The organism is Streptomyces sp. NPDC006743, assembly GCF_040703815.1.
Classification (GTDB): Bacteria; Actinomycetota; Actinomycetes; order Streptomycetales; family Streptomycetaceae; genus Streptomyces.
Genome location: NZ_JBEYJA010000020.1, coordinates 31,257 through 52,914 on the forward strand (window position 1 = coordinate 31,257; position 21,658 = coordinate 52,914).

Genomic DNA, 21,658 nt, shown 5'->3' on the forward strand with positions numbered 1-21,658 from the left:
CCGATGGCACACGATCTCGTCGTCCTCGGGCGGACCGGAGTGGACATCTACCCGCTCGACCACGGCGTGGGTCTGGAACAGGTGAGGACCTTCGAGAAGTTCCTCGGCGGCAGCGCGGCGAACGTGGCGGTCGCCGCCGCCCGCCACGGCCGCGGCACCGCCCTGATCAGCCGGGTCGGCCGTGATCCCTTCGGCAGGTACGTCCGGCGCGAGGTGGCGCGGCTCGGTGTGGACACGGCCCACCTCACGGCGCTCACGACGACGGACGGACCCCCCACCCCGGTCACCTTCTGCGAGGTCTTCCCGCCCGACGACTTCCCGCTGTACTTCTACCGGTATGCTGGCGCGCCCGACCTGCTGGTCGAACCCGGCGAACTGCCGCTGGAGGACATCCGGCGGGCCGCCGTCTTCTGGGCCACGGTCACCGGCCTGTCGGCCGAACCGAGCCGGGCCGCCCACTTCGCCGCCTGGCAGGCCCGCGGCCGGCACGGCCCCACCGTCCTCGACCTCGACTACCGGCCGGTGTTCTGGGCCGGGCCCGAAGTGGCCAGGGAGCAGGTGACCCGCGCGCTGGAACACGTCACCGTCGCCGTCGGCAACCTCCAGGAGTGCGAGGTCGCCGTCGGCGAGACGCAGCCGCACCGGGCCGCCGACGCCCTCCTCGACCGCGGCCTCGAACTCGCCGTCGTCAAACAGGGACCCAAGGGCGTGCTGGCGGCCACCCGGCACGAGCGGGTGGAGGTCGCGCCCTTCCCCGTCGAGGTGGTCAACGGCCTCGGTGCGGGCGACGCGTTCGGGGGCGCCCTCGTCCACGGCCTGCTCAGCGGCTGGGACCTGACCCGGGTCATCGAGTTCGCCAACGTCGCGGGAGCCGTCGTCGCCTCCCGCCTCGCCTGCTCCACCGCCATGCCGACCACGTCCGAGGTGGAGGCCTTCCTCGCCTCACGGTCGCTGGTCCGCGCCGAAGGGACCGCATGATGGACGCCGCACAGCTGACCGAGATACGCGTCCGGGAGCCCGAACGCATCGAACAGTCGTGGCGGAAACGGGCCCGCCGTCCGCGGTGCGGGCCGGACGGCCGCCTGCTCCTCGTCGCCGCCGACCACCCGGCCCGCGGCGCCCTCGGGGTCCGGGGCGACGAGGGAGCCATGGCGAGCCGCACCGCCCTCCTCGACCGGCTGGCGACCGCCCTGTCACGGCCGGGCGTCGACGGCGTGCTCGGCGCCCCCGACCTCCTCGACGACCTCCTGCTCATGGGGGCGCTGGAGGACCGGATCGCCATCGGATCGATGAACCGGGGCGGACTCCAGGGATCGGTCTTCGAACTCGACGACCGGTTCACCGCGTACACCCCCGAGGCCATCGCCGCTCAGGGACTCGACGGGGGCAAGACGCTCACCCGGATCTGCCTCCAGGACGCCGGCACCGTGGCCACCCTGGAGGCGGCGGGGAAGGCGGTCACCGGGCTGGCCGAGCACGACCTGATGGCCATGGTCGAGCCGTTCCTCGCGGTGCGGGAGGACGGCCGCGTACGCAATCTGCTCGACCCCGACAGCGTCATCAGGGCGATCCAGATCGCGAGCGGGCTCGGCGCGAGCAGCGCGCACACCTGGCTCAAGCTGCCCGTGGTCGGCGAACTCGAACGTGTCCTGGACGCGACCACGCTGCCGACCCTCCTGCTCGGCGGCGACCCGCAGGGCGACCCCCACGACACCTACGCCGCCTGGGGCGCGGCCCTGGCGCTCCCGGCCGTACGGGGGCTGGTCGTCGGACGCGCCCTGCTCTACCCGCCCGACGGGGACGTGGCCGCCGCCGTCGACATCGCGGCCGAACTGGTTCACGGGAGCCGCGGATGAGCCGCAGCACCCGACGGGCGCGGCCGCCGGGCACCGCGAGCGGCGACGGCCCGGAGGCCGCCGTCACCGCCGCCGGCCCGCACCGGCACCGCACGAGTCCGCGGGTGGAGCCGGCCCGGCCGCCGCACGAGGACACCCGAGCCCGGCACGTGAGGAAGCAGCCTTGACCGCATCACCGAAGGAGCCCGCCGTGAGCGCGCCGACGCGCATCACCCACTTCGTCGACGGCCGCCCGTGGGACGGACCGGCCGGACGCACCGCTCCGGTGTACAACCCGGCCACCGGAGAGCGGACCGCGGCCGTGGACCTCGCCCCGGCCGAACTGGTCGGCGCCGCCGTCGCGTCGGCGAAGGCCGCGTGGGCAGAGTGGCGCGACCTCTCGCTCGCGAAACGCGTGCGGGTGCTCTTCGCCTTCCGCGAACTGCTCGACGCGAGGAAGGAGGAGATCGCGGCCCTGATCACCGCCGAACACGGCAAGGTCGCGTCGGACGCCCTCGGCGAGGTGACCCGCGGACTGGAGGTCGCCGAGTTCGCGTGCGGCATACCGCACCTGCTGAAGGGCGGCTACTCCGAGAACGCCTCGACCCGGCTGGACGTCCACTCGGTCCGGCAGAGCCTCGGTGTCGTCGCCGTCATCTCGCCGTTCAACTTCCCGGCGATGGTGCCGATGTGGTTCGTCCCCCTCGCCCTGGCCTGCGGCAACGCCGTGGTGCTCAAGCCGAGCGAGAAGGACCCGAGCGCCCCGCTGGCCCTGGCGGCTCTGTGGAAGGAGGCCGGCCTGCCCGACGGCGTACTCCAGGTCGTCAACGGCGACAAGGAGGCCGTCGACGTGCTCCTGCGCCACGAGGACGTCAAGGCCGTCTCCTTCGTGGGTTCCACACCGATCGCGCGGTACGTCTACGAGACGGGCGCCGCGCACGGCAAACGCGTCCAGGCCCTGGGCGGCGCCAAGAACCACATGCTGGTGCTCCCCGACGCCGACCTGGACCTGGCCGCCGACGCCGCCGTCAACGCCGGTTTCGGATCGGCCGGAGAGCGCTGCATGGCGATCTCCGTGCTCGTCGTGGTGGAACCGGTCGCCGACGAACTCGTCGCCCGGATCACCGAGCGGATGCGCGCACTGCGCACCGGCGACGGCACCCGCGGCTGCGACATGGGCCCCCTCGTCACCCGCGCGCACCGCGACAAGGTGGCCTCCTACCTCGACGCCGGCGTCAAGGCCGGTGCGGTGCTCCTGGCCGACGGCCGTGAGGGCGGCTTCGACGCCGACGGCGACGGCTTCTTCCTGGCCCCGACACTCTTCGACCACGTCGATCCGGGGATGCCGGTCTACACCGACGAGATCTTCGGCCCGGTGCTGTCCGTCGTCCGTGTGGCGTCCTACGAGGAAGGGCTGGCGCTCATCAACGCCAACCCCTACGGCAACGGCACGGCGATCTTCACCCACGACGGAGGCGCGGCCCGCCGCTTCGAGAACGAGGTCGAGGCCGGCATGGTCGGCATCAACGTGCCCGTCCCCGTGCCCGTCTCGTACTTCTCCTTCGGCGGCTGGAAGAACAGCCTCTTCGGAGACAGCCACGCCCACGGCGTCGAGGGCGTCCACTTCTTCACCCGCGGCAAGGTCGTCACCTCCCGCTGGCCGGACCCCGGCCACGGCGGCCTCGACCTCGGCTTCCCCAGGAACGACTGAGCCCGGCCCCCCGGCCCGGCACCGGGCCCCGCCGCCCGCGGCACCGCGTTGCTGGACCTCGCCGGGCCGCGCGGCCCGGCCTCCGGTTCTTGGGAGAACCGCACCTGCTGTGTGACGGCGCAGGGGCGGGGACGGTCTCGTTCCAGGGTCTGCTCGGCCGCGAACGGGCGCGACCGTCCGGCACCCGTGGCCGGCCCGTCGCAGCACGCGGTACCGGAGCGGGATGAGGCGCGCGGGGGAGGCCTTCGCCGCGGCCGGACCCCAGCTGTACCTGGGATGAGTGGAGTGATCCCCAGGATTGACCGGGGGACTGAGGTGCCGGAGGATCATGGCAGGGCGCCCAGGCGGCAACCCGGCCCGTGCCTCGGCACGGGCCTCGACCGGCGAAGGCGCTCGGCGGGTGCCGGCCGACTCATCACCGAAGGGACACGGACACCGTGCCTGCTCTCCCTGCCACAACCGACCGGGCTGTCGCCCTGCTGCGTGACTTCGGTGCCGAGAGCATCGCCCACCCCGGCGGCACTCTCCTCACCCATCTCCAGCGTGTACAGGCGCGGCTGGCCACGTGGAAGGCCCGTCCGGCCCTCCGACTCGCCGGTCTGTGCCACGCGTTCTACGGCACGGACGGCTTTCCCGCCGCACTGCTGCCACTGGACCGCCGCGACGACCTCGCGGCGGTGATCGGCGCCGAGGCGGAGGCCATCGTGTACCTGTACGCCTCCTGCGACAGGAAGGCGACGTACCCGGGCCTCCACCAGGCCGACGCCGCCTTCCACGACAGGTTCACCGGCCGCTCCCACGTGCCGGGTCCGCAGGCGCGCCGGGACTTCACCGAACTGTCGGCGGCCAATGAACTCGATCTCGCCGTCATCGATCCCGCCTTCCGCGCCGAATGGGGCCCCGCGCTGCTCACCCTGTTCACCAGGGTGCGGGACCTGCTCAGTGCCGACGCCTGGCTGGAGTGCCGCACGGCTCTTGCCGCACCTGCCTCCGAGCCGCCGGACCGAAACGCCGCTTCCGCCTTGCCGGCGGGGAAGACCGGCCGGCGCTGAGACGGCCGGCCACCGGCCGCTGGCCCGGCCCTGGAGAGCTGTTGCGTACGTGGATCAAGACCGTGGACCGAGTCCGGAAGCTGACATGGGGGACGACATGCGATTTGCCGATGGCCCGAGCGTGCACTGCGATGTTCATGTCCAGGCGGACGTGGCGCGGGTCTGGGAGCTGGTGACCGACATCCGTCTGCCCGCCCGGCTCAGCCCGGAGCTGCAGCGCGTCGCCTGGCTCGACGGCGCGGAACGGCCTGTGGTGGGTGCCTGCTTCGAGGGCTACAACCGGCACGGGCACCTCGGCGAGTGGCGAACCGTCTCCCACGTGGTCGAGCTGGACGCACCGCGGAGGTTCGCCTGGGCCGTCACGGACGCGGACGGCCGATACGGAGAACCGACGTCGGATCCGGCCACGTCCATGGCGTCCTGGTGCTACGAACTCGAGGCCGAGGGCGGGGGGACCCGGCTGCGGCAGTCGGTTCTCATCGGGCCGGGCCGCAGCGGAGTCACGCTGGCCCTCGATCGCCGGCCGGACCGGGAGGAGGAGATCATCGCCTTCCGGATGAAGGAACTGCGCGCCGGGATGGAGGCCACCCTGCGCGGGATCAAGGCACTGGCCGAGGGGGACTGAGAGCTGCGGACAATAGGGGAGTCCGGTCAGCTCGCTGCGTCCGGTGCGTGCGACCGCAAGGCGCCGGAAGGTCCTTGTGGGGGAGCTGTCAGGGCCTTTCGGCAACGCCGCGAGCGTGCGTGCCGGGCGTCGCGAGCCGGGCGCCGCTCTTGTTCGCAGCTCTGAGACGTCATGCCCCGGCCTCGCCCGCAGCGCAGCCGGCTCCTCCGCCGCCCGCGACGGCTCGCGCGCAGGATCTCCCGGAGGCGGTGCGTCCGACCGGACCGCGCGGCACCGGCCTGCCCGATCACCGGCGCACCCGGGTAGCCCCGCCGGCCGGTCCCCAGCCGGCGGCTTTCTGACGCGCCTGCACTTCCCCCGTGCACACGGCTCAGGGACCAGGGCGTATGCGGACCGGCCGGCTGTCCGGCACTTCCGGCCGCGTCACCGCCGAGACCGTGCCGGATCCCTCTGGGGCATTCCCGGCGGTGCGCGCGCCCGTCGTGCCCCACTCCTCCGACCGGGCGAACCTGCGCAGTCGGGCGGCGCAACCGGGCGTGCTGCCGCATGTCGGCGTCCTTCCCCGGTGGTTCTGTGTGACACGTGAGCGCGAGTCGCGGCCGGGCGATCCGGGTGGCGCGGCGGGAGGAGCGAGTCATGGCACATCACCCCCGATCCAGGGCGCACTCCGCCGCTCACCGGCGGATCCGCCGGTGAGCGGGTCGCGGCCAGAGGTGCCGGGCGATCCCGCACCGCAGGGGCGGTCACCGCGGCCGCCCGGCGGCCGTGCCCCCGGCCGGGAGAACCGCCGGACCGGGGGCCGGCCCTCGACGGCACGCGCGCGCAGGCGATCGCCCCCCATGCCGCCGGCCCCTTGAACGAAGCGCTGCCCGACGTGCTCCCGCTCCCCACGCCATGAACCGCGTCACCTGACACCCCTTGGGGCCGGTCCGGCGATCTCGGCGGCGTCGCCCACCCGCCCGTCGAAGTCGCCCCCGGCCGCAGCCGGGCCGAGGCCGTCCGGTCCGGGCGGCCGGTGTCATGACCGCGACACGCCGATCACATGCCCGGAGGAGCACGCGATGGCCCCCGCTGCAGACCGACCGCCGGGCCCTCCGCCGCCCGACAGGGATGCCGAACTGGAACAACTGCGCTCCCGGGTGGCCGCGTTGGAGTCCGTCAGGAGCACCCGGACCGCGCGCCACCGCTGGAAGTCCTTCCTGGCGGCACTGCTCGTGGTCGTCGGCTGCGTCCTGGTCCCCCTCGCCGCCGTGGCCGCCTGGGCCGCGTCCGAGGTCGACGACACCGAACGGTACGTCGCCACGGTGGCTCCCCTCGCGTCCGATCCGGCGGTGCGGGCGGCCGCGGCGAACCGGGTCACCGACGCCGTGATGCGGCACATCCACCTGCCGGACCTGCTCGAAGGCGCCGCGCCGGCCGACCGGCCGCGACTGGAGAAGGCACTCGGCGCGCTGGCGAACCCCCTGGAGAAGGCTGTCCGCGGCTTCGTCCACAGCAAGGCGGAGGAGGTCGTCTCCTCCGCCTTCTTCCAACGCGTCTGGACCGACGCCAACCGCCGGATCCACGGTGCGATCGACAAGGCGCTGACAGGGGGCGGCGGCGCCGTGCGGATCAACAACCAGTCCGTGACCGTCGACCTGGCTCCGGTCGTGGACCAGGTCAAGCAGCGCCTCGTCGGCGAAGGCATGACGGTCGCCGCGAGGATCCCGCAGGTCCACACCGACATCACCGTCCTGCGCTCCGACAAACTCGGTGAACTCAAGAGCGGTCTCGGACTGCTGCGGATCGCCGGCCTCTGGCTGCCGGTGCTGGCGGCGCTGCTCATCGTCGGGGGTGTCCTTCTCTGCGCCCACCCCCGACGCGTCCTCGTCGCGGCGGTGCTCGGCGCCGCGCTCGCCATGCTCGTCCTCGGCCTCGCCCTCACGGTCTTGCGCGAGGTGTACCTGAACGCCCTGCCCGACTCCGTCTCCGCGCCGGCGGCCGGAGCCGTCTACGACGCGCTCGTCCGGTTCCTGCGCACGTCGGTGCGCAGGATCGTGGCGCTCGCCGTGGTCATCGCGCTGGCCGCCTGGCTGACCGGCCCGGGGCGGCGCGCGGCGTTCGTACGGGAGGCGTGGCGCTCGGGTATCCGCGCGGTCCGTGCCACGGCGGCCCGGACGGGCTTCAGCACCGGCCCCGTCGGCCCCTTCGTCCACCGCCACCGGATCTGGATCACCTGGGTGCTCGTGGCGGCAGCCGTGGTGACGTACGTGCTGTGGAGCTACCCCACCGGATGGGTGGTCCTCGTCATCGCGCTGGTGCTGGTGGCCGCCATGGCGGTGGTGGAATTCCTGGACGACCCGGCGGCCCCGCGCCGACAGGGGCGGTACCCGGCCGTGCCACCAGGATGACTCACCCGCCGTCCAGATCGTCGCCGCCGCGCAGCCTGCGCCAGATACGGGTGCGGTGCAGCACGTAGAGCGCCATGAACAGGACGCCGGCCTGCAGACCCACGGCGAGCAGCCAGAAGACGGCCCGGCTTTCCATCTCGTCCGTGAGGTAACTGAAGTTCATGCCGAAGTAGCCGGTCAGGAAGGTCAGCGGCAGGAAGATCGTCGACACGATCGTCAACCTGTTGATCACGCCGTTCTGCTCGCCCGACGCGAGGGAGGAGTAGCTGGCGAAGGCCCGTCGGGCCGCTTCCTGGAGAGCCTCGACGTCCGTGAGCACCAGTCTGCCGGTGTGCTGGAACTCCCGGGCCAGACGCTGCCGCTCTTCGGGGAAGCCGCGGTTCAGCATCCTCCTCGTGAAGGTCTCGTCCGTCACCTGCAGAAAGGGGAGCAGGGCGTGATGCAGCAGCGCGGCGTGCCGTCGCAACCGGGCCAGCCGGTAGACCTGCTCCGGACGTCGCTTCTCGAACATCTCGTCCTCGAGGTCCTCCACGGCCAGGAGGGCCGCCACGGCGGTTCTGCGGAAGGTCTCCAGAGCCTCCTGAAGCAGCAGGAAGAGCACGGCGACGGGGTCGGGAGGCGCCTCGTGCCGCAGCCGTCCGGCGAGGCTGCGCAGGGGAGCGGCCGCCTCTCGGTGGAGTGTGACCAGGTGCCGCTCGGTCACCAGGACGTGAAGGTGCACGATCCGGTCGTCCTCGTACACGGGGACGGCGAACGCCGCTCTGTCCCCGAGGAAATCGGCCCGCACGTCCGCACCGGGCATGCCGAACCAGCGCGGTGTCCCGGCTTCGAGACCGAGCTGCTCCACGACGGACGGTTCGCCGGACGTCGGTTCGCCGGACAGGAGGACGTCGACGAGCAGGAAGCCGGACACGGCGAGCCGTCGGCGGGCCTCCGGCAGGCCGAGGCGAGCAACGGTGCCTTCCGGCATCGACACCACCGATACGATCATCTTCCCTCATCGCCGTGACGGTCCGTGCTTCCCACCGTGCGCGCGATCCGGCGCCCCCGCACACGCACGCGCGCACACGCCTCACCCGCCGCCCCCTTCGGGTGACGGTGTCCGCGCGTCCGTCCCCGCGGCTCGGCGGCGCCCGGACGGGCCGGTACGCGGCCCGGTCCCCTCACCGCCCCCTCACCGAGGGTGGCGGCGCGGCGCCGGCCGCTCGGCCAGCAGCGCGCCCACGGTCACCGCGAAGGTGATCGCGACGCACACCGTGATCAGCCAGGACAGCATGGCGAGGACCATGCCGAGCGAGCCGTACTCGGCCACGGCACGGTTGAGGGCCGCGGGTACGTAGAGCCGGGCGGTGAGACTGAGCGCGGTCGTGGCCGCCGCGGTGAGGAGCGCGCCGGGCAGCAGCCGGGTCCAGGGCACGCGGGCGGCGAGAAGCAGGTGCTGCGTCCACAGCCACAGCCCCGTGGACACCAGGAAGAACAGCGGTGTGCCGAGCCACAGGCCGACGCCGAAGCCGTCCCGGATCGGCCCCTGCAGGAGGACGGCCCCGACCAGAGCGAGCAGCCAGACCACCCAGCGCCAGGCCGCGACACGGGTGCGGGATCTGGGCAGGCGCCAGGCGCGCTCACACACGCGTGCCATGGCGCGGCTGAAGCTGGTCGCGGACAGCAGAGCGATCAGCAGGCCCACGACCCCGGTGGTCTGGCGCAGGCTCTTGCCGTCCGGATCCGCCAGGACCTTCTGGAGTTCCTCGTCGGACTGCCCGGTGAGCCCGAACATGGCCCGCAGCGACCTCAGAAGCTCGTCGCGCACACTCTGCGGGGCGAACGCGGCGAAGGCGAAGAGGAGAGGCACCGAGGCCAGGAACGCCTGGGCGGCCAGCCTGGTGCCGGCGTCCAGCGCGTTCACGGACAGCAACCGGGCCGCCAGTTCGTCCACGAAGGGGGAGCGGCGTTCGACGAGGGCCCGCAGACGCGTCCACCGCCCCATCCATGTCATGGCCGCCCCTCCTCGGTCGTGTGCCATGTCGCCGAGGGCCAGTCAACGGTCCCGCCCCAGCAGGAGCGAGTACAGCTGGCCCGATCGGACGCACGGCCGGCAGAGAGGGGCTCCTGCCATGCCGCACGCGAGCCGGCTGCCGGCCTGGGCCGCGACGGAACGCACGCTGGTGCCGCACAGCCCCGCCCGCCGCTGCGACCCCGCCGCCCGACCGGACGACCGGAGCCGGCATCGCGGGCCGGCCCAGAAGGGAAGCGGCCCCCACTCCGGTTCCGGCCACCGCTACATCTCGTGTTCCCACCAGCCGCGCGTGTCGACGTCCGCGGCATCCGCCAGCGCCTCCAGCTCCGCGATCTCCTCGCCGGTGAGCTCGATGCCGCGAGCCCGGACCACCCCGTCGACGTGACCCGCCTTCGTGACCCCGACGATCGGGGTGGTCCCCTTGGCGACGGCCCAGGCGGTGGCGACCTCGGCGGCGGACGCTCCTCGCTCCTCGCCGATCGCACCCATCCGGTCCGTCAGCGTCCGCAGCCGGGGCAGGATGCCGTTGTACACGGCCGCCCGGCCGCTCCCCTCCGGCAGCGGATTCGCCGGGCCGTACCTGCCGGTCAGCGCTCCTTGCTCGAGGACCATGTAGGAGAAGAACCGCACGTCGTGCTCGCGGCAGTGGTCGAGGATGCCCGCGCGCTGAGAGCTCCGGTGCAGGAGGCTGTAGTGGTTCTGGACCGCCTCCACGCGGAAGCCGGCCTCGCCGAGGATCTGATCGGCGAGAGCGATCTCCTCCAGGTTGTGGTTCGAGACGCCGACATGCCTGATCCTGCCGCTCTCGAGCAGCGGGATCAGCGGCGGCGTCCAGCGCGCCACGTCGGCAGGATTGTGGATCCAGAACAGGTCCACGTAGTCCGTACCCAGTCGGTCCAGGCTCTGCTCCAGCATGTCCGCGACCGGATCGTCGCCGTCGCCCGCGAGCTGCGGGGTGAACTTCGTCGACAGCTGGTACTCGCTGCGGTGACAGCCCGCCAGCGCCTTGGCGAGGGCTGTCTCCGAGCGGCCCATGCCGTACGCCACGGCGGTGTCCCACAAGGTGAGCCCGTTCGACTGCGCCTTCTCGACGACCTCGCGCAGGCCGGACTCGCTCAGCGGGCTGCCGAAGTAGCCGTCGCCCGCCTCGCCGCTGTCTCCCCAGGCCCATGTGCCCAACGCCACCGCCGGCACAGCCGGCGCCTTGCTCGTCACGTCTTGCCTCCGTTGTCCGTTCTCGGGATCGTGTCGGAACGTTCGGACCCCAGGAGACCGTGATCGCCGCCACCGGAGAAGGCCGCGTCCATGGGGGGTACAAGCTGAACCTCCCTCGCGCCGTGACCCGCGGCTACGATGAACGACATGGACCAACAGCCCGGAATCCGCGGCGAGATCCGGGACTTCCTCGCCGGCCGGCGGGCCAGGATCACCCCGGCGCAGGCCGGACTGCCGACCAGCACCCGTCGCCGGGTCGCCGGGCTGCGGCGCGAGGAGGTCGCCGTCCTCGCCGGCGTGAGCACGGAGTGGTACACGCGGCTGGAGAAGGGACACATCGGCGGCGTCTCCGAAGAGGTCCTCGACGCGGTCGCTCGGGCCCTGCGGCTGGACGACGACGAACGCACCTACCTGTTCGACCTGGCCCGGTCATCGCGGCACGCGCGTCGCACGCCCTCGCGTCGCAGGGACGTCGAGGTCCCGCCCCGGGTCCAGTGGCTGCTCGACTCCATGACGATGTCCTCGGCGTTCGTACGCAACGGCCGCACCGACATCGTCGCCGCCAACCCCCTGGCCCGAGCCCTGTTCGCGCCGATGTTCGACAGCGCCACCACCGACGAGCGCGGCCGCCCCAACATCGCCCGCTACGTCTTCCTCGACCCCGGTGCACACGACTTCTTCGTCGACCGGGACGCCGCAGGCGTCGCCACCGCGGCCCTGCTGCGCGCCGAGGCCGGGCGCGAGCCCCGCGACCGGGCACTGCGCGAACTCGTCGGCGAGCTGTCCACCCTCAGCCCGCAGTTCCGCAGTCAGTGGGCCGCGCACGACGTCCTCATGCGGCACGACGGCGTCAAACGGCTCCGGCACCCCGACGTCGGTCACCTGGAGCTGGCCTTCCAGTCCCTCGACCTGCCCTTGCCGGGCCGAGCCGTGCACGACCTGATCATCTACACCGCCGAACCCGGCACCGCATCCGAGGACCGGCTCGGACTCCTCGCCGTCCGCGCAGCAACGCGCCCTCGCGAGGCCCGGCCCACCCGCCGTTCTCCGCAGCCCGGGCCGCTCTGATCCGTCGCCGTTCGCCCGGGCCGCAGGCCGGGGGGCGGACTCGACCGGCCACGCGGACCGCGTCGCCCATGCTCGCCGGGGTGCCGTCAGAACGAGATGAGGGGCGCTCCCCACGGAGCCGCCCCTCATCGCTCGCCGAGGATCAGCAGGCGTCGACGTGGCGGATGCCCGCCCAGTTGCCGTGGGGGGCGCCGTAGAGCTAGAACGCGACAGCCGACGCTGCCCTCACGGCATGCACTGCCGACGGCCCTGCCTCACCCCGTACAGGGCCTGGTCCACCAGCGCCCAGAGCGCCGAGTCGCACTCAGCACTGCCACAGGAACAACGCTCGGTCACAGGGCCGGCAGGCGAACGCGTAGGCACTGCCCGCCCCGCCGAAATTCATGGCGGTGCTGTGATCCGGGCCTTCCTCAAGCTGGACGATGAACGCCATCGTGCGGGCGCACGAGGGACAACGGGGAGTCTCGTCCGCCTGAATCCAGGCGGGACGGCCTCCAAGCTGACCAAGCACGGACGCCTCGGAACGTTCACCTCTCGCCGCCCAGGCTTTCCGGGCAAGATCGTAGTCATTCACGGACTCGCGTTCCAGGGCGATGGTCCGCACCGCGCCGAGCACGAGCGATGCCTCCTCGGCACCCTCGGGCTGGGCCAGCGGTGCAAGGCCATCCAGTGGGAAGAGCAAGGCCCGGTTTCCTCCGGAGTTCGGATCCCAGTCGTCGCACATGCCCGGGTCGTTCTGGCAGGCGAACAAGGCAATGATTCCTCGTCTGCCGTCACCGTCCCCTCCTCCGACGCCGTCCAGGACGACTTGGGCAAGGAACTGCAGGGGACCTTCGCATGATGTGCAACATGGCCATTCGGCGCCCACCGGAGCCAGAGGCACTCCGCCGGTCCGGGTCACCAGCGCATCTGGCGCAGAAGGACCAGCTTCGATCATGAGAGTCGTCATGGCCGGGACTCTAGGTCACGCCGATGACATCCATTTCGAGCGAGCACGTGACCGACGTGGCCTGCCGCCCGTCTGTTCCGAGTGCGCACACGCCGATGCCTGGCACCTCGTTCTCCAGGGCATCCGGAATCCGCCGCTGCCCGTTCCTGTCGCAGGGCGACTCGGCGTGCGGAAGCCGTTAGCGGGCCTGCTCCAGCAGGTGTTCCAGGGCGAAGGCAACGGCTCCGCGCAAGAGCGCCATGGGGTGCGTCACTGCGGATCTTCTGCCAACTCCGTGGCCCAGCACGCGGATCGGGGACTGCGGCGGACCTTCCTGATCGGCATGGAATGGCTGGAAATCGCGGGACCGCGGTCCGGCGCCGTGCCGGCTGCGGGAACGTCGGGGATACTCCTGCTCCCGTAGGGCATGTCACGGCGCGTGTCGAACGGGGAACCTCCATGCAACGGCTCAGGTACGTCCTCGCGGGAATCGTCACAGCGGGTCTGCTCAGCTCCTGCGCCGGCGGCTCGGGGCACGGTGACGGAACGGGAGACACCCACCAGCCCTCACCCGGCGCAGGGAAGACCGGATCCGCGTCGCACGGCGGGTCCGCGCCCCATGACCGTCTCTCCGTGCCCAGCGTGTACGACACCTCCCACGGCTGGGAATCGGACATGATGGGGACCCACCTCTTCCTCCCGCACTCCGCTGCCGTCGCCGTCTTCCAGCCGGCCGCGAACAACGGCGAGTTCACCGTCATGGACGCGGCCACCGGCACGACGACGTGGACGAAAAAGGTCGAAGGCGTCGGCATGATGTCGGCCCTGGTGACGACCGAGCAGGGCCAGGACTATCTCGTGGCCACGTCGTCCGGCACGAAGGGCGAGGACGCGGTCAGAAAAGGCCGGGACGTCACGACCCTCGACATCTTCAATGCCAAGGACGCGGCCTCCGGAGCTGTCACGCCGGCGCACCATCTCGAACTGCCGGGAGAAGGCACCGTCACCGACGGGGGCGGCGGCCTGCTGGTGCGGTTCGGCGAGGACACCGTCGCGACGGTGGATCCGGCCACCGGGGCGACGAAGTCCTTCGACCTGAAGAAGATGAAGCCCCCCGCCGACGAGTGCCATCTGTGCTTCGCCTCGACCAAGGCCGTCGCGGTGACCTCGCGGGGACCGCTGCTCGCCACGGACGAGCAGCCCAAGGCCCACTACTGGGTTCCCGGCAGCTGGTCGGGCGGCGCCCTGACCACCGATTCCGAGAACAAGCTCTTCATGACCCCGGTCCGCACCGCCCTGTTCGCCCTGTGGCACGACGACGGGGCCAGGCAGGACACCCTCGCCGTCCTGGACCCCGCGACCGGCAAGGTGCGGGCGAAGGTGAACTGCACGGCGCAGGGGTTCCAACGGAACGAGGACGCCGCCAAGAGCGCGTCGCTGTCCGCGAACGGGCGCTACCTCGTCCAGGACGACGCCGCCTTCGACCTGGAGAAGGGCACCGGCCGCTGCTTCGGGGACACCGCGCGGACCAAGGCCGTCGATCTCGACGCCGTGACCGACGACGGCACCGCCTTCGGCAGCACCCTCCCGGCGGACGACTCGCAGGAACGGTCCCCGGTCGTCGTGGACATCGCCACCGGAACCGTCAGGGCCGACCGGTACGAGGTGACGCCGTTCGGTGACTTCGCCGGCCACGGCCTCTTCCTCTACAACGCCGACCGATCGGACACGGACCTGGAGCACTCCAGGGTGGTCGCCTACCGGCACGCCCGGTGAGCCGACCGAAGCGAGCCAGGTGCAGCCGGTCTCCCCGCACCCCCCGGTGGCGGTCCGGTCGCTGCACCTCGGCAACGCCTTCGCCCGCTCGAGGTGGCGCTCATCAGGGAGCTGGGGGGCCTCTCGTCGTACGCGGCGGGGAACTGACGGGTGAAGCGTGAGGGCGCAATCAGGGCGGCCCGCCCCGTCGCGCTCAGGGGCCTCATCCGCTCCGATTTCAGCCGTGGGGAAGGCGCGTCGTCCCGAGGGCGGACATCGGCCGACGCCTCACTCGCGGCGTGGTCGTGGGGCGGTCGTAGGGTGGGGAACATCTGAACCGGGACCGGTGCCGAGGATCCGCCTGCCCTGGTGGGTGGCCGTCGGGGGTCGGTGCCCGGAGGGCTTCGGTCAGCCGGGCAGTCCATGCGCTGCGTGCCGATCACCGACAACAGCTGCAGTGCTTCTTCCGCCGGAGAGCGGGGCTCGGCCGTGTAGATCACCACCCGCTGGTCCCGGTCGGTGATGTCGAGGACGTCACAGTTGACGGTGACGGGGCCGACCAGCCGGTGGTTGACGGTCTTGCGCAGGGCGGGCTCGGCGCGTACGTCGTGGGCGGCCCACAGCCGGGCGAACTCCTCACTGCCGGCGAGCAGGTCGTCCACCAGCGTTCTCACCTCGGGATCGTCGGGGTAGCGGGCGGCGGTGGTCCGCAGGTGCCGGGCAGCGGCGCGGCCGAACGCCTCCTCGTCGGACAGGCTGTAGGGCAGCCGCTGCCGTGCCTGTGGGGCGAGGAACGCGCGGCGCACCAAGTTGCGCTCGGCCGGGGGCAGAGCGGAGAAGTCTTCCCGGGCGGCCATGGCCGCCGAGGTCACCGCCATCCGGGCCACCGCCGGCACGGGCGCCATCGTCAACACCTCCTCCGTCGGCAGCCTGCGGGGCAACCCCGCCCTGCCCGTGTACGGCGCGATGAACCGGGCGGTCAACAGCCTCACCGAGTCGGCCGCGGTCACCTACGGCCCCGAAGGCATCCGCGTCAACGCCATCACCCCCGGCACCACGCTGACCGACATGATGCACGCCTGGAACGAACGCTCACCCGGCATCATCGACCACCTCAACGCGCACACCCCGCTGCGCCGCGCGGCCGACCCCGAGGAGATCGCCCAGGCCGCCGCCTGGCTCCTCAGCGACCGCGCCTCCTACGTCACCGGGACGGTCCTCCCGGTCGACGGCGGCATGCAGGCGGCATGAGCCAGGGCTTGCGCACAGGCCTTCGCGTCGATGTTCCTCGGTCCCCGGGGCCGCCTCCCGTTCTCGTGGACCTCGGCCACGCCGCTTCGCGGACCCTCCGGCAGCCGCGAACGACCGCTGCCGTCACTCGTGAACGAAGCCAGGACGGCCAGGCCACAGGGCGCCCGGGGCAGTTACGGACTTCGGCTCACCTCCGCCCGAGCGGAGGTGAGCCGAACGTGAGGGACGGCGTCCGGCTGGTGCCGGTGTCCTCTCCGGGACAGGCTGACTCGGCCTCATGCCCAGGAGGCCACCACGAGTGCGAGGCCGAACATTTCGTCGCCTTCACTGACATTGCCGCAGCCGTCGTCCGCTATCGCTTCCTCGCCGGCTGATCAGCGGCTGCCCACTCCTTCCCTTCGTCAGGCAGGGCGGGCAAGGGGGCGGGGCCGGCAGCGAGGGCGGTGCGGCGGGCGAGATCGGGCAGGACGGTGGCGAGGCCGGCCAGTGCGAAGACGGCCCCGAGCCAGAGCGGAGCGCGCAGTCCCCAGGTGTCGATCACGACGGCGCCGACGGAGGAGCCGAGGATGATGAAGGAGGAGTGCACGGTGTTGACCAGGGGACCGGCGTTGCCGGCGCGCTGGACGCGGGTGACCATGGCCGGGTTCATGGTGACGCCGACCAGGCCGATGCCCATCATGCAGATGACGGCCGGGGCGGGTACGTCGGCGAGGAGGGCGAAGCCGGTCAGGAACAGCGTGTTGAGGACGAGGCCGACGGCAAGGACCGGGACGGTGTGGCCGTCGGCGAAACGGCCGACGACGTTGTTGCCCATGACGGTGGCGGCGCCGTAGGCGACGAGAAGCAGGGGGACGGTGCCGGAGGAGAAGCCGGTGACGTCGGTGAGGATGGGATTGAAGTAGCTGAAGGCGGAGAAGGTGGCGCCGATGATCAGTGTGCTGCTGGACAGCACCAGCCACACCCGCTCCCTCCTGCGACCTTCAAGCCCATCCACCAGCGCATCCCGAGAGCAGTCCACTCGTGCACGGCGCTTCAGCGGGGGGACCTGACGGGCGCCGTCCGGCGGGGGACTCTGGGCGTACGGCAAGACGGGCGGTGCGCCCGTGTGCCCCGTGCGGTGCTGAGCGAGCCTGGGAACAGACCTCCATCGGCGCGGCGGCGTCCGGCACGCCCGCTCGCGGGGTGCCGAGAAGCCCGGTCGGCCGGCCCGGTTCGCGGTCCGGGAGCGTGGTTGCCGACCAGATCACTCCGTTACGGGCAGGCACTCGGCGAGCAGGCCGACGACGTCCCGCCAAGCTCGCTGCGCGTGCTGCGGGTGGTGGCCGACGCCGGGGAGCACGATGTGGTCGACCGGTGGGTGATGGAAGGCGTGCAAGGCGCCGCCGTAGACCACGAGGCGCCAGTCGACGCCCGCGGCCTGCATCTCGGCGGTGAACGCCTCCCTTTGTTCGGGCGGCATGATCGGGTCTTCCGACCCGACCCCGGCCCACACCGGGCAGTGAATGCGCGCCGCCTCGCCCGGCCGGCCCGTGGTCAGTGCGTTGACTGTCGCGATCGCGCGCAGGTCGACGCCGTCGCGCCCGAGTTCCAGCGCGATGGCGCCTCCGGTGCCGTAGCCGACGGCGGCGATCCGGTCCGGGTCGGTCCGCGGCTCGGCGCGCAGCACGTCGAGCGCCGCACGGCCGATGCCCCGCATCCGGCCGGGATCAGCGAGCAGCGGCATGCAACGGGCCAGCATCTCCTCGGGATCACCCAAATAACGGCCGCCATGAAGGTCGAAGGCCAGTGCCACATATCCCAGTTCGGCGAGAGCATCGGCCCGGCGGCGCTCGACGTCGCTGAGCCCCATCCCCTCGGGCCCGACCAGGACCGCGGGCCGGCGGTCGGTACCGGCCGGGAGCGCGAGGTGCCCGATCATCGTCGAACCGTCGGCGGCGTACTCGACCGTACGCGTCGTAATCGTCGTCATGAGCCTGGACTGTAGTGATGGTCGAGCCCGGTCGGGCCGCTGTTCTGCCGCTGGCAGAAGGCAGGTCTCCGGCGTATTCCGGAACCACCCCACCGGCGGTCCAGCCCGGCTTGTCTCTCAACCGCGGTGCGGGACGAGACGGGTGCAAGCGACTCTGTGGGCCGGCGGAGCCATTCGAGAAGAGCAGGGGTGACCACGACCCACTGGATGCTGGTCCGGCCCTGCTTCCTGTCCACGCGGCCGCGCGCCGCGATGCCCGCGCCCTGTCCCGGGTGCGGCACTGGTGGCACTCCAACGCCTGGCTGTGGTGACGATGCCGGACATCGTCCACCGAACGGAGCGAGGAGGTCGTAAAGGCCGGCGCGGCCAGGTGTGCTGCTTCGGCAGCCACCGGCACCCTCGTACGTGCCTGTGGTCACCGACTGAACAGGGAAGCCGGTCCAGAGTGCGCCAATTGACTTGACCCACACCACAGTTGAGGTTGCCCCGAGGCCAGGGTGCAGGCTCTCCGCAGCGGCCCGGCACCGAGCGGGGCGCACACGACGCGGAGGCGCATCATGTCCAGCAATCCCACCCCCCGGGGCCCGGTCCGGCCGGAACTGCAGGAGGCGATCGAGGAGATCGCGGCGTCCGGGATCCTCGGGGTGCAACTGCGGGTCGACGACGAGCGCGGCACCTGGGCGGGCAGCGCCGGATGCCGTGAACTGGGCGGCACACAGCGCCCGTTGACGGACGCGCACTTCCGGATCGGCAGCACCACCAAGAACTTCGTCGCGACGGCAGTGCTGATGCTGGTGGCCGAGGGCCGGACCGCCCTGGCCACCCCGGTCGCCGACCAGCTGCCGCGGCTCGGCCTCGACCGCCGCATCACCGTACGGATGCTGCTCCAGCACACCAGCGGGATCTTCAACCACACCGGGGAGTACTACGAGGACGGGAGGGTCGCCGCCGGCATCCCCTGGCAGGGCAAGGAGTGGGTGGACCTGCGCTTCCACACCTACGAGCCCGCGGAACTGGTCCGGTTCTCGCTCGCCAGGCCGGCCCGGTTCGAGCCGGGGGCGGGCTGGAGCTACGCCAACACCAACTACGTGATCGCCCGGCTGCTCGTCGAGGAGCTCACCGGCCGCCCGTTCGCCGAGGAACTGCGGCGACGGATCCTCGAACCGCTGCACCTGACCGGCACGCTGGCGCCGGGCGCCTCTCCCGAGATCCCAGACCCCCACAACCACAGCTACTACCGCTACGACGACGCAGGGGCGGAGCGCACGATCGACATCACCCGGCAGACCCCGTCCTGGGTCGGCGCCGGCGGCGACATGATCTCCACCACCGCTGACCTGCACACGTACTTCCGCGCACTCATGGGCGGCAGGCTGCTGCCCAAGGCACTGCTGGCCGAGATGCGCACCCCGGAGCAGACCATCGGCTACGGCCTGGGGATCTTCGCCCAGGACCTGGGCGAGGGCCGCACCGTCTACCACCACAACGGCGGCCAGGGCGGCTCGGCGGCCCTCATGTACGCCTCGGCCGACGGCTCCACGACACTGACCGCCGGGCTCAACTACGTCGACGACCCCGGCCTGTCGCTCGCCGCGCCCTTCCAGAAGGCCCAACAGCGTCTCGTCGAGGAGGTGTTCGGCGCACTGGGCGCATGAGCGACGGAGTCACGATCGGGCAGGCCGCGGCCTTCGTCGGCGTCACCGTGAAGACGGTGCGGCACTACCACAAGCTGGGGCTCGTGGCAGAGCCGGAGCGCGACAGCTCCGGCTACCGGCGCTACGGCTCGGCCGACCTGCTGCGCCTGGTGCAGGTACGCACCCTCGCCACCGCCGGAGTGCCGCTCGCCGACATCGCGCCCCTGCTGGCCGCGGACGGCGCGCGGTTCACCGCCGCGCTCGCCGACGTGGAGCGCCGACTCGTCGATCACATAGCGGAGTTGACCCATCGACGCGAGACACTGCGCCGTCTCGCTGACGGCGACCGGGCCCTGCTGCCCGACCGGGCCTGTGCCCTCCTGGACTGCCTGCGCGCCCTCGGCTTCGCCGCCGAGTACGTCGCCACGCAGCGCGAGGCGCTGGTCCTCGCCAAGGCGCTGATCCCGGCCGGCTTCGACGGCTTCCTGGCCGTCCTGGAGAGCCGCCTGACCGACCCCGCCTACGTCGAGCTGACCCAGCGCGGCTGGGAGGCCGAGAGCTGGGACCCCGACGACCCGCGCATCGAGGAACTCGCGGCAGCCCTGGCCGACCACTACCTCGCCCACCCCGAACTCCTCGATGCCAGCGGCCCGATGCAGGCCTGGGCCACCGCCGCCGCCCGTTACCGGCTGATCAACAACCACGGTGAGGAACAGGCTCCCATCTCGGCCCGCCTGACCGCACTGACCGAGCAGAAGCTCCGCGCGGCCGGCTTCCGGGTGCCCCGAGTACCGTGACCCGCCGGCACGTTCACCCCGCAGCCTCGCCGGTCAGCGCGGGCAGCTTGCACATCTCTACGTCGTCCCCGTGGAGGAGTCCGTCCCGCACCACCGCACAGCCGGCCCCGAGGCGATGCGCGGGCAGCCGCGCCACCCCCTGACCGTGATGCCGCTCGCCTCCCTCTCGCCGGGGAACGTCCCGTGCATCGCGCAGCGCACCGTGTGGCCGCCGGAGGCGTTCTACGTCCACGACGACACCACGGCCGTGGCGGAGACGCTGACGGCGGATGTCAAGGTGACGCAGCCGCGCGAGCGACCAGGCGCTCACCGAGGCCCGGGCGGTCTCGTGCCCGGCACTGCTGCCGACCGGCGGCATGCCGACCCCGAGCCGAGGGTCAGCGGCGGGGGACGTGAGAGCGGACGGTGTAGCTTCCCGGGGCGCGGCTGGTGACGGTGTAGTCGGAGACGTTCACGCAGGTGTAGATGTCCTTGCCGGGGACGCCGGTGGCCTTGTGCCGGTAGGACCGGAACGTCAGGGGCTTTCTGTCGGCTTTGACGTCCGTGTAGGAGACTGTCACCGCGGGAATGTCGGCGCAGGTGCGGATGCCGGCGAACTTCTCGATGAAGGCGTTGGCGGTGTTCCGGAAGCCGGGGAAACGAGAGGGGAGCCGCCAGGCTCCGATCGTGCGCTCCTTCCCCGTCGAGACGTCCTTGACCGTGCCGGTGTACACCGCCCCGGAGGCGCTGAGCGCCTTCTTGGCGGTGATCGTGTACTTCCGGCCCGGAACGTACTTGAGGTCGTCGAGGCCGCAGGTGACGCCGTCCTCGTCGTCGGCTCCCCTGTGGCAGCTGGAGCGCAGTGGGGTGGCACCGGCACCGAAGAAGGGCCCCGGCCGCCGATGTCGGGATCCCTCACAGGAACATCCGGGACACCATCCAGTCACCCGAAGAGGTGCATTCCCGCCGGCGTATGACAGCGACCTGCCGACCTTGGGCACAGGATGCTCCGACATCCCAAGCGGTCCCCCAGGAACAGGAGGAAGAGCCATGCCGAAGCTCCGGCCCTTACGTTCCCTCACTTCCGCCGTCGCCCTCACAGCCCTCGGGACGGCGTCCGGGCCGGCGGCGGCAGCCGCACCGGTCCGCTGCAACACCGGCACGATCACCCTCCCCGGCGGCAGGCAAGGAGCATGGGCCGGTCGCTGCATCGGCACCGGGAACGACGACTCCGTGCGCGCCGTGGTGAACTGCAAGCCGGACGAAGGCAGCGCCTACACGGAATACGGCCCGTGGGAGCCCAGCCGGAGCGACCGCAAGTCGTACGCGTACTGCCGCGACAAGTACGACAGGCTGACCAGCAACGGCTACGAGATCGGCCGCCCCTCGGACAGCGCTCCCGGACGCTGACACGGACTGGCCGACATCCGGC

17 protein-coding genes and 4 pseudogenes are annotated in these 21,658 nt (G+C 71.9%); 13 read left to right on the top strand and 8 right to left on the bottom strand.

All coding sequences use genetic code 11. From position 1 onward, the window contains the following. Positions 1-3: 3 nt before the first annotated feature. The 6 genes from iolC (at position 4) to ABZ719_RS18470 (ending at position 7,613) form a co-directional block, all read left to right on the top strand. A complete protein-coding gene (iolC, locus tag ABZ719_RS18445) occupies positions 4-978 on the top strand; it encodes a 5-dehydro-2-deoxygluconokinase (protein ID WP_366726230.1) in 975 nt (324 codons plus the stop codon). Further along, positions 978-1,856: a deoxyribose-phosphate aldolase gene (locus ABZ719_RS18450; RefSeq protein ID WP_366726308.1), complete on the top strand. Its 879-nt coding sequence runs from the start codon at positions 978-980 to the stop codon at positions 1,854-1,856. Before iolC ends, ABZ719_RS18450 begins: the two co-directional genes overlap by 1 nt. A 190-nt stretch (positions 1,857-2,046) precedes the next feature. Beyond that, positions 2,047-3,546: a CoA-acylating methylmalonate-semialdehyde dehydrogenase gene (locus tag ABZ719_RS18455; protein ID WP_366726231.1), complete on the top strand. Its 1,500-nt coding sequence runs from the start codon at positions 2,047-2,049 to the stop codon at positions 3,544-3,546. Positions 3,547-3,983: 437 nt separating this feature from the next. Further along, complete coding sequence (locus tag ABZ719_RS18460; protein ID WP_366726232.1) at positions 3,984-4,598, top strand: DUF6817 domain-containing protein; 615 nt, start codon at positions 3,984-3,986, stop codon at positions 4,596-4,598. A 97-nt stretch (positions 4,599-4,695) separates the two neighbouring features. Beyond that, entirely contained in the window at positions 4,696-5,223 is a 528-nt protein-coding gene (locus ABZ719_RS18465) for an SRPBCC family protein (protein WP_366726233.1), read from the top strand. 1,061 nt (positions 5,224-6,284) lie between these two features. Further along, positions 6,285-7,613, top strand: coding sequence for a hypothetical protein (locus ABZ719_RS18470; RefSeq protein WP_366726234.1), 1,329 nt, complete (start codon positions 6,285-6,287; stop codon positions 7,611-7,613). Between the two features lies 1 nt (position 7,614). Here the strand turns inward: ABZ719_RS18470 and ABZ719_RS18475 are convergent, their stop codons facing one another. The 3 genes from ABZ719_RS18475 to ABZ719_RS18485 all read right to left on the bottom strand — a co-directional run bounded on the left by ABZ719_RS18475 (position 7,615) and on the right by ABZ719_RS18485 (position 10,845). Beyond that, entirely contained in the window at positions 7,615-8,604 is a 990-nt protein-coding gene (locus ABZ719_RS18475; protein WP_366726235.1) for a CorA family divalent cation transporter, read from the bottom strand. A 183-nt stretch (positions 8,605-8,787) separates the two neighbouring features. Next, positions 8,788-9,609 (bottom strand): YhjD/YihY/BrkB family envelope integrity protein, encoded by an 822-nt coding sequence (locus ABZ719_RS18480; protein ID WP_366726236.1) that lies wholly within the window; start codon positions 9,607-9,609, stop codon positions 8,788-8,790. A gap of 282 nt (positions 9,610-9,891) precedes the next feature. Next, entirely contained in the window at positions 9,892-10,845 is a 954-nt protein-coding gene (locus tag ABZ719_RS18485) for an aldo/keto reductase (protein ID WP_366726237.1), read from the bottom strand. A gap of 147 nt (positions 10,846-10,992) precedes the next feature. Here ABZ719_RS18485 and ABZ719_RS18490 point away from each other — a divergent pair, with 147 nt between their 5' ends. Then, complete coding sequence (locus ABZ719_RS18490; protein WP_366726238.1) at positions 10,993-11,913, top strand: helix-turn-helix transcriptional regulator; 921 nt, start codon at positions 10,993-10,995, stop codon at positions 11,911-11,913. Between the two features lie 304 nt (positions 11,914-12,217). Here ABZ719_RS18490 and ABZ719_RS18495 read toward each other — a convergent pair whose 3' ends face one another. Next, a complete protein-coding gene (locus ABZ719_RS18495; protein WP_366726239.1) occupies positions 12,218-12,862 on the bottom strand; it encodes a DUF1963 domain-containing protein in 645 nt (214 codons plus the stop codon). 612 nt (positions 12,863-13,474) lie between these two features. Here ABZ719_RS18495 and ABZ719_RS18500 point away from each other — a divergent pair. Then, positions 13,475-14,617, top strand: a complete 1,143-nt coding sequence (locus ABZ719_RS18500) for a hypothetical protein (RefSeq protein WP_366726240.1) — start codon at positions 13,475-13,477, stop codon at positions 14,615-14,617. A gap of 398 nt (positions 14,618-15,015) precedes the next feature. Here ABZ719_RS18500 and ABZ719_RS18505 read toward each other — a convergent pair. Continuing rightward, positions 15,016-15,441: pseudogene (locus tag ABZ719_RS18505) on the bottom strand (transcriptional regulator); the annotation flags it as partial. 7 nt (positions 15,442-15,448) lie between these two features. On the opposite strand from ABZ719_RS18505, the pseudogene ABZ719_RS18510 reads away from it, so the two are divergent. Next, positions 15,449-15,847, top strand: a pseudogene (locus tag ABZ719_RS18510) (SDR family oxidoreductase); the annotation flags it as partial. Between the two features lie 352 nt (positions 15,848-16,199). Here ABZ719_RS18510 and ABZ719_RS18515 read toward each other — a convergent pair. Further along, positions 16,200-16,820, bottom strand: a pseudogene (locus ABZ719_RS18515) (MFS transporter); the annotation flags it as partial. A 270-nt stretch (positions 16,821-17,090) separates the two neighbouring features. Continuing rightward, the gene (locus ABZ719_RS18520; RefSeq protein WP_366726241.1) at positions 17,091-17,816 is read right to left on the bottom strand and encodes a dienelactone hydrolase family protein; all 726 of its coding nucleotides are present in this window, start codon (positions 17,814-17,816) and stop codon (positions 17,091-17,093) included. A gap of 557 nt (positions 17,817-18,373) precedes the next feature. Between ABZ719_RS18520 and ABZ719_RS18525 the strand changes: the two genes are divergently transcribed. From ABZ719_RS18525 to ABZ719_RS18535, 3 genes and pseudogenes are all read left to right on the top strand, one after another. Next, positions 18,374-19,471 (top strand): serine hydrolase domain-containing protein, encoded by a 1,098-nt coding sequence (locus tag ABZ719_RS18525; RefSeq protein ID WP_366726242.1) that lies wholly within the window; start codon positions 18,374-18,376, stop codon positions 19,469-19,471. Then, positions 19,468-20,247, top strand: coding sequence for a MerR family DNA-binding transcriptional regulator (locus tag ABZ719_RS18530; RefSeq protein WP_366726243.1), 780 nt, complete (start codon positions 19,468-19,470; stop codon positions 20,245-20,247). The genes ABZ719_RS18525 and ABZ719_RS18530 overlap by 4 nt, the downstream gene beginning before the upstream one ends. A 52-nt stretch (positions 20,248-20,299) precedes the next feature. After that, a pseudogene (locus ABZ719_RS18535) lies at positions 20,300-20,542 on the top strand (transcriptional regulator); the annotation flags it as partial. Positions 20,543-20,624: 82 nt separating this feature from the next. Here ABZ719_RS18535 and ABZ719_RS18540 read toward each other — a convergent pair. Continuing rightward, entirely contained in the window at positions 20,625-21,389 is a 765-nt protein-coding gene (locus ABZ719_RS18540; protein ID WP_366726244.1) for a hypothetical protein, read from the bottom strand. Between the two features lie 70 nt (positions 21,390-21,459). Here ABZ719_RS18540 and ABZ719_RS18545 point away from each other — a divergent pair, with 70 nt between their 5' ends. Continuing rightward, entirely contained in the window at positions 21,460-21,636 is a 177-nt protein-coding gene (locus ABZ719_RS18545) for a hypothetical protein (RefSeq protein ID WP_366726245.1), read from the top strand. Positions 21,637-21,658: the final 22 nt, after the last annotated feature.

What these genes read in the sequence shown, in the direction of transcription:
- ABZ719_RS18530 (WP_366726243.1), top strand. Translation starts at nt 19,468, where the DNA reads ATGAGCGACGGAGTCACGATCGGGCAGGCCGCGGCCTTCGTCGGCGTC.
- ABZ719_RS18520 (WP_366726241.1), bottom strand. Translation starts at nt 17,816, where the DNA reads ATGACGACGATTACGACGCGTACGGTCGAGTACGCCGCCGACGGTTCG.
- iolC (WP_366726230.1), top strand. Translation starts at nt 4, where the DNA reads ATGGCACACGATCTCGTCGTCCTCGGGCGGACCGGAGTGGACATCTAC.
- ABZ719_RS18465 (WP_366726233.1), top strand. Translation starts at nt 4,696, where the DNA reads ATGCGATTTGCCGATGGCCCGAGCGTGCACTGCGATGTTCATGTCCAG.
- ABZ719_RS18490 (WP_366726238.1), top strand. Translation starts at nt 10,993, where the DNA reads ATGGACCAACAGCCCGGAATCCGCGGCGAGATCCGGGACTTCCTCGCC.
- ABZ719_RS18525 (WP_366726242.1), top strand. Translation starts at nt 18,374, where the DNA reads ATGTCCAGCAATCCCACCCCCCGGGGCCCGGTCCGGCCGGAACTGCAG.
- ABZ719_RS18495 (WP_366726239.1), bottom strand. Translation starts at nt 12,862, where the DNA reads ATGACGACTCTCATGATCGAAGCTGGTCCTTCTGCGCCAGATGCGCTG.
- ABZ719_RS18450 (WP_366726308.1), top strand. Translation starts at nt 978, where the DNA reads ATGGACGCCGCACAGCTGACCGAGATACGCGTCCGGGAGCCCGAACGC.
- ABZ719_RS18475 (WP_366726235.1), bottom strand. Translation starts at nt 8,604, where the DNA reads ATGATCGTATCGGTGGTGTCGATGCCGGAAGGCACCGTTGCTCGCCTC.
- ABZ719_RS18470 (WP_366726234.1), top strand. Translation starts at nt 6,285, where the DNA reads ATGGCCCCCGCTGCAGACCGACCGCCGGGCCCTCCGCCGCCCGACAGG.
- ABZ719_RS18480 (WP_366726236.1), bottom strand. Translation starts at nt 9,609, where the DNA reads ATGACATGGATGGGGCGGTGGACGCGTCTGCGGGCCCTCGTCGAACGC.